Origin of the sequence: Hymenobacter plasmatis, assembly GCF_020711255.1 — a bacterium.
Classification (GTDB): domain Bacteria; phylum Bacteroidota; class Bacteroidia; order Cytophagales; family Hymenobacteraceae; genus Hymenobacter.
The window spans coordinates 17,470-34,111 of sequence record NZ_JAJFAW010000015.1; the positions used below are offsets into that span (position 1 = coordinate 17,470).

The window sequence follows — 16,642 nt, forward strand, 5'->3', positions numbered from 1 at the left end:
AATTAGAAAGTTGATTGAAGGTCGGCCATGCTTCCGAAAGCAGCATCACGGTCAGATACAACGGGTGTCCTCACAGGCCAGCTAAATCCAATTGTATCCCACCGGATGCCGCTATCGGCCGTAGCCTCGTATACACTATTTACGTTATACACCACCGTAGCGGTGTTGCTCAGCGTCAGGAAGCCATGGGCAAAACCCCGCGGAATATATACCGCGTTGACATGCTCTTTTAGCTCAATGGCCGCAAATTGAAGATAGAATGGCGAACTGCTTCGCAAGTCCACTATCACATCTAAAATCCGGCCCTGCGTCACATATACCAGCTTGTCGTGCTCGTAAGGTGGCAGCTGAAAATGCATTCCCCGGACAACGTCCTTGTGCGAAACAGAATAATAGCTTTCCCGGAAATCAACGGCCAGGCCATGTTCACGGAAGGCACCTGCGTGAAATGTCTTCACAAAGATGCCGCGCTTGTCATGGCTGACGAAATTTTCCAGCAGCATCACATCTGCCAGCGCAGTCGGCTTAACTATCATGTGAGGCAAAAGCATTAATTTGTTGCACAGTGAACTGCTTGATTCCCTCGGGCTGCTCATGGTAGGCTTTGTACCACTGCAGTGTTTTGGCAATGGCTTTATCAGCGGAATGTTGAGGTTTCCAAGCCAGCTCACTCACGGCCTTGCTGATATCCAGCTTCAACAAGCCGGCTTCGTGCGGCTGCCCAATTTGCACAGGCTTTTCGTACGTGCCGCTGCCCCAGATTTTTAACGCTGCCTGCACCAGTTCTTCCACTATCTTGTTGTCATCCGCATAGGGGCCAAAATTCCAGCTGCCCCCGTATTGCACAGGATTAGCCGCCAGCTTCGCCCCCAGCAGCAGATAGCCTTTTAGTGGTTCCAGCACGTGCTGCCAGGGACGCACCGCCAACGGGTTGCGCACAGTAACGGGCCGCTCGGCGCGTAGGGCGCGTACGATGTCCGGAATTATCCGGTCTTTGGCCCAATCGCCACCCCCAATTACATTGCCAGCCCGAGCGCTGGCAATGCCTTTCTGGTGCTGCGCAACCACGGCCGGATTGAAGAACGACTGGGTATAAGAGTGAATGACTAGCTCGGCACAGGCCTTGCTGGCACTATAAGGGTCATAGCCGCCCAGCCGGTCGGTTTCGCGGTAGGGATACAGCCACTCTTTGTTCTCGTACACCTTGTCGGTGGTTATTAACACCACAGTGCAGGGCTTGGCTAGCTTACGCACCGCTTCGAGCACATAGGCAGTGCCGATTGCATTCACCGAGAATGTTTCAGCCGGCATTTCATACGAAAGCCTTACCAATGGCTGAGCCGCCAAGTGAAACACAAAATCGGGTTGAAAAGACAACAGCTCTCTTTCCAGTCGGGGAGCGTCGCGCAAATCGGCAATTACGGATTCGCACAATGCGTCGCCCGCAATCAGAGAGTAAAGTGCCTCTTCGGTATCGGGCGCCAGTGCGTAGCCTTTCACTTCGGCACCCAACAGGTGCAGCCACTGTAGCAGCCACGCTCCTTTAAACCCAGTGTGACCGGTTAAAAAAACCTTTTTCCCATGGTATATAGATTGAAAATCCATGCTTACCAGGTTTTCCATTTAGCTGCCCCACGCTGCCATTCCCCCTCTAATTCAAATTTATCCCGTAGCGTATCCATTGGCTTCCAAAAGCCATTATGTTTATATGCCTGCATTTGGCCGGCCAGGGCTATATGCTCCAGTGGCTCCCGTTCCCAGATAGTAGCATCGTCTTCAATAAAATCAATCACTCCCGGCTCACACACAAAGAAGCCGCCGTTAATCCAGGCACCATCCCCTTTGGGCTTTTCAGTGAAGGAAGTAACTTGCTCTTGCTCACTAAAATTGAGCGCCCCAAAGCGGCCACTGGGCTGCACTGCCGTGACAGTGCAGAGCTTGCCACTTTGCTTATGGTAATCCAATGTTTCCCTAATGTTCACATCAGCTACCCCGTCCCCGTAGGTTAGCATAAAGGTTTGATTACCGATGTGTTGCTTCACGCGTTTGATACGCCCGCCCGTCATGGTATTAAGGCCGGTATCTACGAGGGTAATGTTCCAAGGCTCCGCGAAACTATCGTGCACCTGGAGTTTATTTTCTTTTAAATTGATGGTGACATCCGATTTGTGCAGGAAGTAATTTGCAAAATATTCCTTAATAACATAACCCTTATACCCCAAGCAAATAATAAAGTCATTAAATCCATGGGAAGAGTAGATTTTCATGATGTGCCACAGAATGGGCATATCACCAATTTCCACCATGGGCTTAGGTTTTAGCACAGTCTCTTCGGAAAGGCGTGTACCCAGTCCACCTGCAAGAATTACAACTTTCATATGGGAATTAAATCTATCTCAATTCAACGTTTTGAAAATTCATACTTCCCCATTCAGAATTCCAAAGCGTAATCATTCTCTCATTCGCGACATCATTGTAAGCAATTTCAAAAAACAAGGTTTGGATAACAGTATCATAGTCTGTTATCCCTGTTATCTCATTGCCTACCCCAACTGAGAAGCTTAGGTAATACTGACCCTTTGCTAGCTGGTGGTCTTTGAGTGATAACATGATGTCTTTTGTTTCTCCATTTCTTATAGAGAAGATTTCCTCAGAGAAGAAAGTACCTACGGGCGACTCGTCTATTTTATTAACAGAAAACGCTACGCGAAAGGCATCACAGTTTATTATACTACTAAGCTTTAGCAGAATAGCAATAGCCCCTTTAGTAGAAAAATAATTATTCTCGCTGGGATTAATAAATTCTATGGATTCGTATTTGATTGACCTATTGGCATAATAGGGCCGGTGTTTCGCTTCGATGTATACCTTACTCATCGGATTAAATTCCGAAAAGTTTGCTATGTAGTAATCCACAATATCATCTGCGGTTCCTGCAAACGCTAGTTCACCATTTTTCATTAAAATGCCCGTGGTACAGATATTTTTAACTGCCGCCATACTATGGCTTACAAAAAGAATGGTACGCCCTTCATTTCGGCTTACGTCCTTCATCCGGCCCAGACACTTCTTCTGAAATTCGGCGTCGCCCACGGCCAGCACCTCGTCTACAATCAGAATTTCAGGCTCCAGGAAGGCAGATACGGCAAATGCCAATCGCACGTACATGCCGGAGGAGTAGCGCTTCACGGGCGTATCGATGTACCGCTCGACGCCAGAGAAGTCCACAATCTCATCGAACTTGCGATTTATCTCGCCCTTCGTCATGCCCAGGATGGCCCCATTGAGGTAGACATTTTCGCGGCCCGTCAGGTCGGGGTGGAAACCAGTGCCCACTTCCAGCAGCGAGGCAATGCGGCCCTGCACTTTGATGCGGCCGGTGGTAGGGGCCGTTACCTTGGAGAGGATTTTGAGTAGCGTGGACTTGCCGGCACCGTTGCGCCCGATAATGCCGAGCACCTCTCCTTTCTTCACCTCAAAGTTTACATCTTTCAGGGCCCACACGTATTCGCTGTTGCCCTTTTTGGTGCGGTCGTTGGCTTCGCCAATTTTTGCAAACGGGTCTTCTTTGCCCCGAATGCGCGACCACCAGCGGTTTAAGTCGTGGCTCAGCGTGCCCGTCCCTATTTCGCCAAGCCGGTACTGCTTCCCAAGGTCTTCTACTCGTATGGCAATGTTGTTCATGTATCTATTTAGCAGCTCTAATCCGACCAACGCGCTTACACCGTATCGGTAAAGCTCTTCTCGACCTTATTGAAAATGATGGTGCCGACAAACAGAATAACGGCAGTAAATACCACACTATAGGTCAGATGCGCCCACTGAAACGAGCCGGAGCCCAGAAAAGCATAGCGGAACGTTTCCACGATGGCACTCATGGGGTTGGCCAGAATGAGCCACTTGTACTGCGTCGGAATACTCGATAAGGGATAAATAACCGGCGTGGCATACATCAGCAGCTGTACCCCGAAGGTGAGCAGCATGGCCAAGTCCCGGTACTTGGTGGTGAGGGAGCTGAATATCATTCCCAGCCCCAGCGATAACAGGCCCATGACAACCAGCAAAACAGGCGTAAGCAGCATCAGCCAGTTGGGTTGAATGGTGGATCCGCCCCGCATTAGATAGTATAGCCAGACCGCTAGGAACAAGCCAAACTGGATGAGAAACCGGACAATGTTGGAAACAACGATGGACACCGGCATAGTCAGCCTCGGAAAGTAGACCTTCCCGAATATAGCCGCGTTTGCAATAAATACGGTGGAGGTAGCCATCAGCGTTTGGGAGAAATAGTTCCACACCGTGACGCCGGCCAGATAGAACACCACTTGGGGCAGCCCATCGGTGGATAGCTTGGCTACCCGCCCGAACACGATGATGAACGTGAGCGTGGTAAGCAGGGGTTGCACAAAAAACCAGATAGGCCCGAGAATGGTCTGTTTGTACGTCGACACGAAGTCGCGCCGCACAAACATCATCACCAGGTCGCGGTAGCGCCACACGTCGCCGAGGCGCAGGTCAAGTAGGTGGGTGCGTGGTTCAATGACCTCGGTCCACTCCTGCGTGCTATCATCAAGAGATGTAGTCGGAGGGCTGGTTAATCGTTTTTCTTCTGCTATTTGCACGAGCACCTGTTTTTCCTGCCGCTGAGTATAGGAAGTGGCAATAACCTCAGTCCATTGCATAAGGCCACATACTGGACCTTCTGCATGACACAATTAGCTGCAAAGGTAACCAATACGGACCGAAGGGGGACGCTAAACCATGCACTTGAATAATACCTGAAACTTGTCGAGATGAGGTGGTCTAGGCATGATGGACATGAGAAGGACGTATATTTCTTCTGTTATGGCAGCAAAATCAAGCGGGGCATCGCCCGCAAACGGCGTAAATACGACGAGTCCTTTGCCACTAGCGACTGAAAGACGTAGCGCCTATGCCGCGGACCGGCAATTGGGCAGTATCCGTTAGTGCATCAATCCCAAACTGCTCTGCCGCTGCCAACAGACCCGAGTCGTGGCCGAGGCGGGCAGTGTGGAAGACAGCCGCAACCTGGAAGTCAAAAGCTCACACCTAGCGAATCAGAGGGTTGCCAGCTGGGCACGTATCGCGAGTGCTGGTCGAGAGTGGCGGTCGAGTACAGATGCCCTGGCCATTGGCACATAGATAATGTCAAGGTGCCATACCTCATCGCGGTCAGTGACTAGGCGCTTGGGTAGCAGGTAAGAATAGGCGGTGACGCCCTGCCCCTACAACAGCAAGCGATGTTTCGCCCTGTCCAGCTCGTGGCTCACGAGGAGCACCAAGCGGAGTACCTGCTTTTCGTTGACGGTGTGGCTGGCCAGGCGTAGGTGGTCGTATAGGCCCCGCAAGCCTTTGAAACTGTGTTGAGTGAATTCCTCGTCAAGCATCCGCATCAGTACCGGGTTATTGGCGCTTTCCCCGCGGGGCTGGCAAAGGAAGCTACTGAGGGCTAACCTCAGGGCCTGGCAGCGGGCCTGCATAAAACTGCCGGCAGGGTACGGGCCCGGTGCCAAGGCGCGCTACTGAGTTGCCGAGTATGGCTCCAGCTTTTTTTGCAGCATGTTTTCCATTACCAGCAATCAATGGCTGCGCACGAGGACTATAAGTTGAGCATCACTGGGACGGGAGCGGGTGCTTTGTTATACACCCGGGGCCGTTGGCTGGCGCAACCGCAATTTTCTAAGGGTTATTGAGGCTGTACCCCACTGGTAAAGGGTAGCCAACTTGGCGAATGGATGGCGCTCGGGGAATGACTCTAGGCTTACCTCAGCCATGTAACGATGGTTAAATCGAGACAAGCTGAACCATGATAATTGTCAATTTTTTATGAAATAAGTCAAAAATAGGTTTTATACTATAAAGTTTTTGATAATTTTTGTAAATTGAAAGAGAAGGATTTATATTTGACATAATAATCACTCATAAAAAAACCCTATTACTCATGAAAAAGTTTACTACCGTCCCCTTGGCTGCGTTGGCGGCCCTTACCTTCCTCGCCTCGTCATGCGAGAAAGAGTCGAATTCGATTGCCCCTTCGACCTTAGCTGCCTCTAAGACAGAAGATGTCAGTCCTGTTATTAAAAACGGTTTTTACAAAGGAATAGCTCCCTGCGCAGTTGGTGACATTTGGTTACAGGGCACACCAGCTACTGGGATATACGATAATGCTGGTAATCCGACATCAATTCCTATGCGATTAATTAGTGCTCAGGGCACTGGCGTTGGTGAAACCGACACCTATGTAACTGATACACCCATCCAATGGGGGAATAGTGCCCCCGTCCTTTACACCTCTTCATACGGCAAACAGAATATTATTGATTATACAGATAATATTTTCTACCCTTATGACCCTGCTACGAACACGACTAGCACTGTTCCACAATCGGTAAATCAACGGTGTGTAACAACCATTGATATGAATGGCAACATAACTATGAAGGTTACTCTCAATTTGAAAAAGTAGTCAAAACGAATCCAAATGACTAAAACTGTTAGTTGTAAGGGTAACTTTCATAACTAATAATTCGAATCAGCCCCACCTCTTGCCTGGTCACAAGTTTGCCTTAGTGGAACTCGTGACCAGGCAAGAGGTAGGGCTGCTCTTCTTATGATGAGTAGCGGCAATGGTCAGCCGCGCCGTCGATAGGTGCTACCGCAAGCCCTTTCAGTGCGAGTCACAGCCTTTCCTGTATGTTCGGAACGGGTTACATTGCGCTAACCTTGCGCCAGTTCGGGAGGCCACATAAACCAGCGCCGCCTCCATCTTAGCCTGATTGACTTCTCCATTTACTGGGCCAGCTAGAAGTAGAACATCAGGCATTGTGCGGCTCAACCTTATCGGTGGCCCTACTTCATTTGGCGTTATCTTCTATATGAACTGTGCGGTTGGCAGGTGTTATGCACCTGCTGCCGGTGCGCACACATCTAAGCCATCAACTTCCAGCGGGTCCTGCAAGTCAGCGTGACAGCGTGACAGCGGAGAGGCAGTCGCCCGTAGCGTAGGCCATACCCGCTATGATGGCGTTATAGGAACCCAAGTTACCTGCCAGATCCACGTCGCGAATATGGCTGTGACACACGTTTAGCGCCAAGCACAGCACCCCAAACGTGTCGTCACCAGAGCCGTCGTTCACGAAGACGTACTCAAACATAACTTTGACTGGAAATTTATCTTCTTCGCTACCAGCTTACGGCCTATCTCCGGTACGTTATCCTCGTTGAGATAGCAGGAGACAATGACGGAGAGCTTAGGAATCGGTTTGTTTAGGTATGGATGCACACACGTAGTTGAGCGTCCGGCGGCAATTAAAAGATCCGAATAACGGCGATGGCGGCCACATGTGCCTCAGTTCTGCCCAGCCACATAGTCAAGTCGAGTTTTTGGATTTTTCAAACAGATCACCTGTGCGTCCGAACCCGCCGCGTAGTTGTAGAGTCCTAATTGGCTGCGCTGTGGCTCCACCGTAGCTGGACCGTAATCGAAGCCAGTTTCGACCGTAGTTGTTGTATGCGCAACTTCAGTTACCTAGTCTAGTTTTTATTCTGAAATAAAGTAAGTGGCGGGTTGGCAAAAATCTATGATTTTACCGTTCCGTCGCTTTTTTCGTTTGGTCTATCCTGCAGCAGCCCTGGCAGTGCTCCGCTGCAAATGTAGCAACTATGCTGCCACATGCCGCAAGGCTTGCTTGGTTCTCGGCAACCTTGCGTATTATACTCGCCAAAAAGTGGTTTTCGGATATTTCGGATATAGGGACGCAATATGTTGCGTCCCTATATCCGAAATATCCGAAAACCACTTTGCCATGAATTTAAGAGGGGCTACTGTTGAGGCTTATATCGAGTTATGGCCCTTATTTCACATGCTCCTTGAAGTACTCCAGCGTGCGGCGAAGTCCTTCGGCGCGGTCAACCTTAGGCTCCCAGCCCAAGATTTCCTTGGCCTTGGTAATATCGGGCCGGCGCTTCATGGGGTCGTTTTCGGGCAGGGCCTGGTAGGTGGGCTTGAACTCGACGCCGGTGAGGCGGGCAATTTCTTCGCCGAACTCCTTAATGGTTATTTCCGAGGGGTTACCAATGTTTACCGGCAAGTGGTAGTCGCTGAGCAGCAACAGATAAATGCCTTCTACCAAGTCGTCGACGTAGCAGAATGAGCGGGTCTGGGAGCCATCGCCGAATACGGTTAGGTTCTCGCCACGCAGAGCTTGCGAGAGGAACGCCGGCAGTACGCGGCCGTCATCGAGGCGCATGCGTGGGCCATAGGTGTTGAAGATGCGAATAATGCGCGTTTCCAGGCCGTGGTGGTTGTGGTAGGCCATGGTAATGGCCTCTTGGAAGCGCTTGGCTTCGTCGTAGCAGCCACGCGGGCCCACGGGGTTCACGTTGCCGAAGTACTCCTCCACCTGCGGGTGGATTTCCGGGTCGCCGTACACTTCCGAGGTGCTGGCAATCAGCATACGGGCACCTTTCACGCGGGCAAGGCCCAACAGGTTGTGCGTGCCGAGCGAGCCCACCTTCAGGGTCTGAATCGGAATCTTGAGATAGTCAATCGGCGAAGCTGGCGAGGCAAAGTGTAGGATGTAATCGAGCTTACCGGGCACGAATACAAACTTGCTCACATCGGCTTGATGAAATTCAAAATCCTTGCTACCAAACAAATGTTCAATATTCTGGAGTGAACCCGTAATCAGGTTGTCCATGGCGATGACGTGGTAGCCCTCGGCCAGGAACCGGTCGCAGAGATGGGAGCCTAGGAAACCAGCTCCGCCAGTAATAAGGACGCGTTTTTTTTCTTCTGACATTATAGAAAATTCAGGCCGCAGATGGTCAGCAGCAAACTTAAATGAATTACGTTGACTGCGGTACTAGCTAGCCGCTGACACCTTTTTGGCAGAAGCGGTTGAGGCTATCGGCTCGCGATGGTCCGTTTTTACGCCGATGCAATGGTAGGCAAAACCCAGACTTTTCAGCTCACTGGCTTCGTAGATATTCCGGCCGTCGAAAACGACTTTTTGCTTCATCAGGCGGGCTACCACTTCAAAATTTGGAGCGCGGAAATCCGGCCATTCGGTCACCACCAGCAGGGCATCGGCGTCAATCAATGCGGCAAACTCGTCTTTTGCATAGACGATGGAGTCGCCGAGAGAATGGCGTGCTTCGGGCATTGCAACCGGGTCGTAGGCGGTAACGGTACAGCCTGCCGCCAGCAGCTTCTCGATGATTACCAAAGAAGGGGCTTCGCGCATATCATCAGTTTTCGGCTTGAAGGACAGGCCCCATACGGCCATTTTCAGGCCACGGAGCTCGCCGCCGAAGTGCCGGCTCACTTTATCAAACAGTACCGATTTCTGCTGCTCGTTTACGCTTTCCACGGCCTGCAATACCTGCATTTCATAGCCGTTCTCCTGAGCTGTTTTGATCAGTGCCTTCACGTCCTTTGGGAAGCAGGAGCCGCCATAGCCAATGCCGGGGTAAATGAACTTGGTGCCGATGCGGGCGTCGGAGCCTATGCCCTGGCGCACCTTGTTCACGTCGGCGCCCATGATTTCGCACAGGTTGGCAACGTCGTTCATGAAGCTGATTTTCGTGGCCAACATAGAGTTAGCCGCGTATTTAGTCATCTCAGCCGAGGGAATATCCATGAAGATGATGGGATGACCGTTGAGCAGAAAAGGCTTATACAGCCGGCGCATCACCTCTTCGGCTCGCTCAGACGCCACACCCACCACTATGCGGTCGGGCTTGAGGAAGTCGTCGATGGCGGCACCTTCCTTCAGGAATTCGGGGTTGGAAGCCACATCGAACTCAATGTCAGCTCCACGCTTGGCTAGAGCCTGCTCAATTTCAGTGCGCACTTTAGCCGCTGTCCCTACTGGCACCGTGCTTTTGGTGACAATGACACCGTAGCTGTTCATGTTTTCACCAATGCCACGGGCTACGGCCAGCACATATTTCAAGTCAGCCGAGCCGTCCTCGCCGGGAGGAGTGCCTACGGCAATAAAGGCCACGTCGCAATTCTGGATGGCTTCGGCCAAGTTAGTCGAGAAGTTCAGGCGCCCTTTTTCGACGTTGCGGCTCACCATCTCTTCCAAGCCGGGTTCATAAATAGGAAGAATACCCTGGTGCAGGTTGTCAATCTTTTTTTGGTCGATATCGATGCAGGTGACGTCGATGCCTACTTCCGCAAAGCACGTACCGGTTACCAGACCGACATAGCCGGTGCCTACAATTGCTATTTTCATAAGTTATCCAAACCGGTAAGTCAATGATTCAATGGCGCAAATTTAGTCTTTCAATGCCCATTCGGGCTAAACCCTTCTTGTCAGCTTCATTATTCTTGCTGGCACTACTGTTACGAATAGTCTGGTCTTGAGCCCACTACAGCTATTACTCAACACTAAGAATCCGGAAATCATAGTCGTGCTTTTGCAGGAGGGCACGCTGCTTTGGATTGTGCCCTTCAAACTGGTACGGCGTATACTTCATAAAATAAGGTACTGAAGCTGCCACCTTTCCTAGAGTAGCTGGCGGGGCTTGATAACAGCTTATGGGATAGAGGTACGCAAAATTTACGAATTGGTACTTGGGAGAAGAAGATGTGCGTTGGTCGCGGATACGAGGCCCAAACAAGCGGTAATACACAACTCCTTTGTCACATCCAGTGATATCGATGCTGGCTATCTGTCGAGCATCTTGGATGCCACAGTCATAGGCAACATCACAGGGGTAGGTTACGGTGCGGTAGGCTCTTTCGAACGCACCGAAATGCCATAGCGCAAGAGCCCAGCCGCTCATCACCAGAGTGGTTTTGCTCTGTTGCCAGTGGCAGGCGGCACTATGCAAGGCCACCAAAGCGCCCAGAAGGATGATTGGAACGAAGAAATGCAGGATTCGGCCGTAGAATACCAGTTTATGTGCAAACTGAACGGCCGCTGCATAGCCAAACCAGGCTACGAAACTGATAGTCATTAAAGCACAGATTAAAAGCAAAGAATCTTTACTCAGGAACTGGTGAGCATGGGCTGCGTGCAAGTGGCGGATACTTAGCAGAAGTCCTGCCCCAAAAAGCACTAGTAGCCCCACCCCTAACAATCCTTCTACCTCCCAGAAATAGTGGCCAATGAAGCTAAACCCTTCTTCAAAGCTGCCTTGGGTTACGGTGGTGGCTATATAGCGGCTGCTTGCCAGGTAGGAAGTATCTGAGAGTTGGGCTAAGGCTTCAAAGAGCACGAGCACTGCTACTAGTCCAGCCAGCTGCGCGCCTAATGGTCCAAAGGAAACGGGTTTGTTGGCATGTCCAATTTTAACTCTTGGGGCCATAGCCATCCACGCAGTGAGCGCCAGAAGGACTGCCGGGCCCATAAAATAACCTGGGTACACTGCATAGCTAATCCCCGAAATCAGCCCAACCCACCAATATCGGCTAATGGGTTTTTTCTCGGCGGGTGACAGCAGGAGCCATAATGCCAAAAGGAAGAAAAAGAGGGAGTGGTCGTAGGGCAGGATGTGGCGCAGGTACAGATTGGTGTTGACTAGGCTTGAATACAGGGCTACACCCAGCAATGCAAAGCTTACCGGGAAGAACCGACGATAAATCTGGTACAGCAGCAGCATGTTCAGGCTCATAATGAGCACGTTGAACGCCTGCGGCACCTGCAAGGAGGGCGGTGTGTTGGGATTGAGCTGGAAAAGCACGAGAAGCGCTGCCTGCCCCAGGCCGGGAATGACCCGCCACAGGCCGTCGCCGGGGCGGGCGCCCATGGAGTTGATGGCTTGCAGGAACTCCCGGACGTGGCCTTCGCTGAGTGCACGCAGGCCCAACATGGCGGTGACGTAACGCCGCTCGTCGACAAAGGCCATGGTGCCCTTGCCGATTAAACTGAGCCTTACCACGGTGACCACCACGCCCGCCAATAGCCCAAGCTGCTGGAGCCGGCTCAATTGCTGCCACCAGAGCAGCCCGCGCCTCAGCACGACCTTAGGCCATGTACTGTTTCCACCAGGTCTGGAACACGATGAGGCCCCAGATACGGGCGTGCACGTCTCCTGGGCTGCGTGAAAACAGCTGGGTTTTGAGCGCGCGAACCGCAGTGACGTCGAAGATGCCCTGGCTTTCGATGAACTCGTCACGCAGCAGGTCATTCTCAATCAGAGAGCGCAGTTCGCCGCGCATCCACTTGAGCAACGGCACCTCGAAGCCGTGCTTGGGCCGGTCGTAGAGCTCGGCGGGGAGCTCGGAACGGAAGGCATCCTGCACGATTTTCTTTTTCATCGTGGCATCCACTTTGCTGCTCACGGGCAGGGAGAAGGCGAAGTTGACCACCTTGTAATCCAAGAAGGGCGTGCGCACTTCCAGCGAGTTGGCCATGCTCATCATGTCCACTTTGGTGAGCATGTCGTAGGGCAGCACCAGCGTCATGTCGGTGAGCAGTACCTCGTTGAGGTCGCCATCGGCGTGCAGGTGCTCCAGAATGTCCTTGCGGCGCTTGACCAGGGCTTTCTTGCCCACTTTGCGGCGGCTTTCGGCGCTGAGCAGGTTGCGGGCATCGGTAGCCGAGGCGAAGGAAGCCCAATCCCAGTAACGGTCTTTCACGCCGGCCAGCATGCCGCGCGAGAAGCGCTGCAGCTGCCGCACCCGGTTGCCCAGAAAGGAGTTGCGCGACTTGGGCAGCATATCCCACAGGAAATTGAGCCCGGTTACAGCTTCAGCCTTGAAGCCGCCCTGCCGCACTTTAAACTCGCCCATGTGCTTGTTGTAGCCGCCAAACATTTCGTCGGCGCCGTCGCCGCTCAGGGCCACGGTCACCTTTTGGCGGGTGCGCTGGCTGAGGATGTACACGGCTAGGGCCGAGGAATCGGCAAACGGCTCATCGAGGTACGACAGCATGTCGTGGATGTGCTCGTAGAGGTCGTTATTAGTCAACGAAAACACCGTGTGGTTGGTGTTGTGGCGGGCCGCTACCAGGTTGGCGTACTTGGTTTCGTCGAAGAATGGCTCGTCTTTGAAGCCGATGCTGAACGTGTTGAGGTGGGGCGTGTGGCGGGCGGCCAGGGCCGTAATCACGCTCGAGTCGATGCCACCGCTCAGGAAAGCGCCTAGGGGCACATCGGCCACCAGGCGGCGCTGCACGGCGCCGTCCATCAGCTCAACCAGCTTTTTCTGCTGCTGCTCGTAGCTGAGCTTGTTTTTGGCAACCTTTTTTGGGTCGTAAGGGATTTTATACCACGCCTTGCCCACCACCTTGTTGTCTTTGATGTAGAGGTAGTGGCCGGGCAGCATTTTCTTCACGCCCTTAAAAATGCTGGCCGGGCCGGGGATGTAGTTGAGCTGCAAATACTGGCTCAGGGCCACGTAATCGAGCTTGCGGGGCACGCCCAGCGCCATCATCGACTTCATTTCCGAAGCGAAAAACAGCTTGTCTTCGTCGCGGTAGATGAGCAGCGGCTTTACGCCGTACCGGTCGCGGGCAATGAAGAGGGAATTTTCCTCCTTATCGAAGATGGCGAGGGCAAAAAAGCCGTTCAGCTTTTTGATAAACCCGCGTCCTTCGGTGATGTACAATTGCAGAATGACCTCGGTATCGGTCTGCGAGTGGAACTGACAGCCGCGCTTAACCAGCTTCTCGCGGAGCTCCCGAAAGTTGAAAATCTCGCCGTTGAAGACAATCGTGTACCGGCCGGCGGCATCGGACATGGGCTGGTTGCCATCGGCCGAAAGGTCGAGGATGGCCAGCCGCCGAAAGCCCAGTCCGCACTGGTCGTACACGAAGTGGCCCTCCGAATCGGGACCGCGGCGAATGATGGCGTCGGTAGACGCTTGCAGGTTGGCCAATGACTGACGACCTGTTTCCGTAAAGGCAAATACTCCAGTTATTCCGCACATAGTAGCTCGCAAAAGTACGCCCCCGCAACCTAAAGCACAGCCACGGGGTATTGTCAGCAGCGCAAATAGCCGCCAATTCTCTTCAATTGCCGCGTTTACGCATTTCCATTCGGCACGGCTGACCTGACTTTGGCCCAGCTTGGCCGCGCAGCCTGCCCACTTCTTCAGTCACATCCCTTCTTTTTCTTCCCTGCCATGAACATCGACGAACAATTCCAGGCTGCTGCCGAAAAAATTAACAACCTGCCTCCCAATATAGCCGCGGCTTACATGACGGAGCTCTACGGCCTCTACAAACAGGCCACCCAAGGCGACGTAAACATGAAAGCCGGCGAGGTAGACCCCAACGCCGCCGACCAGCCCGACGGCCAGGCGGGCCTCTCGCAAGCCCAATGGGACTCGTGGAATCATTTTAAAGGCATTCCCGAGGAGGAAGCCAAGCGGCGCTACATAGCCCGGGCCGCAGAAATCGCCGACAGCAACGATGCGGGCGCCCCCACCAATACCGTTCCCACCGACGCCGCCACCAATGCCCCGGCCGGAGATTCCGATAGCCTCACTGATAATACCACCACGCGCCAGCCCAACCAAGGGCCCGGCCAAAGCACCACGGGTGGCTTGCAAGGCGACATCACTCTGGGGGCTCCCTACGGCGGCGAAGACCTGCTAAAAGGCCAACAGTCGAAGTAAGGAAGCCTCGCTACTTGCCCAATATTTTTATCTTGAACACAAAGCCGGCTCCCCTCAGGGCCGGCTTTGTGTTTATCGCCTGAACGCAGTTTCTCACCCGGTTTGAAGGCAGTATAGATTCAGCTCAAGAATAGTTGAGGAGGCATGGCCATTACCCAAAATCCAGCAGAAGCCCCGGCGACAGTTGCCGGAGCCAATTGCGCAGTATAATTGCCAATCGGAACAATAGCTCCACTCCTCCCCATATTGTTGGCTTCTTAGCTTTTATGAACCGTCGTATCTTTTTGAATCACGGCACCCGTGCCGCTCTCACCGCCGCGCTGCTGCCGGCCGTGGCCTGCCAAACCACCACCGACAAGAAGATGACGGAGACCGCGGCCGATACCGCAGGCCCGCCTACTGCCGAAACAAATTCGGCTGAGACCCCAGCCAATGAGGCATTTGACCTGCAGGAAGCCACCGTGGCTGACCTACAGGACCGCATGGCCAAAGGCACCGAAACCGCCCGCAGCCTGTGCGAGAAATACCTGAGCCGCATCAAGGCCTTGAACGAGCAAGGACCGATGCTGCGCGCCGTTATCGAAACCAACCCGGACGCCCTTACCATTGCCGATGGCCTCGACAAGGAGCGCAAAGCCGGCAAAGTCCGCGGGCCGCTCCACGGCATTCCGGTGTTAATTAAGGACAACATCGACAGCGGCGACCAAATGATGACCACGGCCGGCGCCACGGCCCTGGCCGGGCACAAGGCCAAGCAGGATGCCTTTATTGTACAGAAGCTGCGCACTGCCGGCGCGGTGCTGCTGGGCAAAACCAACCTGAGCGAATGGGCCAACTTCCGGTCCTCGCACTCGGTGAGCGGCTGGAGCAGCCGCGGACTCCAAACCCGCAATCCCTACGTGCTCGACCGCTCCACCAGTGGCTCCAGTTCTGGCTCGGGCGCGGCGGTGGCGGCCAACTTATGCGCCGTGGCCATCGGCACCGAAACCGACGGCTCGGTGGTCTCGCCTTCGTCCTGCAACGGCCTCGTGGGCCTCAAGCCTACGGTGGGCTTGCTCAGCCGCAGCGGCATCATTCCCATTTCCAGCACCCAGGACACTGCCGGCCCCATGACCCGCACCGTGCGCGATGCCGCCATTCTCCTCGGCGCCCTCGCTGGCCCCGACCCCGCCGACCCCGCCAAACTGCCCAGCCCCACTCCAATTCCGGCCGACTATACCACGTTCCTCAAAGCCGATGCCCTCACCGGCCAGCGCCTGGGGGTCGAGAAAGCCCACCTCAACGGGCCACCCGCCGTGGCGGCACTCCTGAAAGACGCCATTGCCGTGCTGAAGGCAAAAGGCGCCACCATTGTGGAAGTTGAGCTGGTAAAGAAAACCAACCCGCTCAACGACGCCGAATTTGACGTGCTCCTCTATGAGTTTAAAGACGGCGTGAATAAATACCTGGCCGGCGCCGGGGCCGCCGTGCACAACCTGGCCGATGTCATTGCCTTCAACAACGCACACGCGGCGGAGGCCATGCCCATCTTCAAGCAGGAAACGCTGATTGCCTCCGAAAAAACCGATGGCCTGAACAGCGCCAAATACAAAGCCGCCGTGCACAAAACGGTAACGGAATCGCGCAAGGCGCTCGATGGCGTGCTGCACGACAATCAGCTTACCGCCATTATCGGGGTGACTACCGGGCCCGCCTGCTGCATCGATTGGGTGAACGGGGACTATTCCACTGGAGTCGATTTTTCGTCGCCGGCGGCAATGGCCGGCTACCCCCACCTCACCGTGCCCATGGGGCAGGTTCGGGGCCTGCCGGTAGGTTTGTCCTTCGTTGGACCAGCCTATCACGAAGGCCAGCTGCTGGCGCTTGGATTTGCCTATGAGCAGGCCTCGCACAAGCGCGCTGTGCCCAAAATGCTGCGCACGGTGGTTTAAGTCTGGGAGCACCCCCTGGCACCTCACCCCCGGCCCCTCTCCAAAAGAGAGGGGAGTCTAACGCTAATCCAATGAAAAAAAGCCCCAGCTCAATATTGAGCTGGGGCTTTTTGTTTTT

13 protein-coding genes are annotated in these 16,642 nt (G+C 53.6%); 3 read left to right on the forward strand and 10 right to left on the reverse strand.

Features of this window, described 5'->3' with window-relative positions:
- Positions 1–2: 2 nt before the first annotated feature.
- From rfbC to LJ738_RS12060, 5 genes are read right to left on the reverse strand one after another with little or no spacing between them, the layout of a single operon-like run.
- On the reverse strand, positions 3–536 hold the full coding sequence (gene rfbC, locus LJ738_RS12040) for a dTDP-4-dehydrorhamnose 3,5-epimerase (RefSeq protein WP_227786558.1): 534 nt from the start codon (positions 534–536) through the stop codon (positions 3–5).
- Entirely contained in the window at positions 526–1,605 is a 1,080-nt protein-coding gene (gene rfbG, locus LJ738_RS12045; RefSeq protein WP_227786559.1) for a CDP-glucose 4,6-dehydratase, read from the reverse strand. Before rfbG ends, rfbC begins: the two co-directional genes overlap by 11 nt.
- Before the next feature lie 2 nt (positions 1,606–1,607).
- Entirely contained in the window at positions 1,608–2,378 is a 771-nt protein-coding gene (gene rfbF / locus LJ738_RS12050) for a glucose-1-phosphate cytidylyltransferase (RefSeq protein ID WP_227786560.1), read from the reverse strand.
- 13 nt (positions 2,379–2,391) lie between these two features.
- Positions 2,392–3,684, reverse strand: a complete 1,293-nt coding sequence (locus LJ738_RS12055) for an ABC transporter ATP-binding protein (RefSeq protein ID WP_227786561.1) — start codon at positions 3,682–3,684, stop codon at positions 2,392–2,394.
- 35 nt (positions 3,685–3,719) lie between these two features.
- Entirely contained in the window at positions 3,720–4,682 is a 963-nt protein-coding gene (locus tag LJ738_RS12060) for an ABC transporter permease (RefSeq protein WP_227786562.1), read from the reverse strand.
- 1,280 nt (positions 4,683–5,962) lie between these two features.
- Between LJ738_RS12060 and LJ738_RS12065 the strand changes: the two genes are divergently transcribed.
- On the forward strand, positions 5,963–6,487 hold the full coding sequence (locus tag LJ738_RS12065) for a hypothetical protein (protein WP_227786563.1): 525 nt from the start codon (positions 5,963–5,965) through the stop codon (positions 6,485–6,487).
- A gap of 493 nt (positions 6,488–6,980) precedes the next feature.
- Here LJ738_RS12065 and LJ738_RS21620 read toward each other — a convergent pair whose 3' ends face one another.
- The 5 genes from LJ738_RS21620 to asnB all read right to left on the reverse strand — a co-directional run bounded on the left by LJ738_RS21620 (position 6,981) and on the right by asnB (position 13,903).
- Entirely contained in the window at positions 6,981–7,175 is a 195-nt protein-coding gene (locus tag LJ738_RS21620; RefSeq protein ID WP_368045547.1) for a glycosyltransferase, read from the reverse strand.
- A gap of 699 nt (positions 7,176–7,874) precedes the next feature.
- Entirely contained in the window at positions 7,875–8,822 is a 948-nt protein-coding gene (locus LJ738_RS12070) for a UDP-glucuronic acid decarboxylase family protein (RefSeq protein WP_227786564.1), read from the reverse strand.
- 63 nt (positions 8,823–8,885) lie between these two features.
- A complete protein-coding gene (locus tag LJ738_RS12075; RefSeq protein ID WP_227786565.1) occupies positions 8,886–10,262 on the reverse strand; it encodes a UDP-glucose dehydrogenase family protein in 1,377 nt (458 codons plus the stop codon).
- Between the two features lie 145 nt (positions 10,263–10,407).
- The gene (locus LJ738_RS12080) at positions 10,408–11,880 is read right to left on the reverse strand and encodes a glycosyltransferase family 39 protein (RefSeq protein ID WP_227786566.1); all 1,473 of its coding nucleotides are present in this window, start codon (positions 11,878–11,880) and stop codon (positions 10,408–10,410) included.
- A gap of 118 nt (positions 11,881–11,998) precedes the next feature.
- Positions 11,999–13,903 (reverse strand): asparagine synthase (glutamine-hydrolyzing), encoded by a 1,905-nt coding sequence (gene asnB / locus LJ738_RS12085; protein WP_227786567.1) that lies wholly within the window; start codon positions 13,901–13,903, stop codon positions 11,999–12,001.
- A gap of 195 nt (positions 13,904–14,098) precedes the next feature.
- On the opposite strand from asnB, the gene LJ738_RS12090 reads away from it, so the two are divergent.
- The gene (locus tag LJ738_RS12090; RefSeq protein WP_227786568.1) at positions 14,099–14,593 is read left to right on the forward strand and encodes an acyl-CoA-binding protein; all 495 of its coding nucleotides are present in this window, start codon (positions 14,099–14,101) and stop codon (positions 14,591–14,593) included.
- A gap of 266 nt (positions 14,594–14,859) precedes the next feature.
- Positions 14,860–16,524 carry an amidase gene (locus LJ738_RS12095; protein ID WP_227786569.1) on the forward strand — a complete coding sequence of 555 codons (1,665 nt, stop codon included), beginning with the start codon at positions 14,860–14,862 and terminating at the stop codon, positions 16,522–16,524.
- The last annotated feature ends 118 nt before the right edge of the window (positions 16,525–16,642 follow it).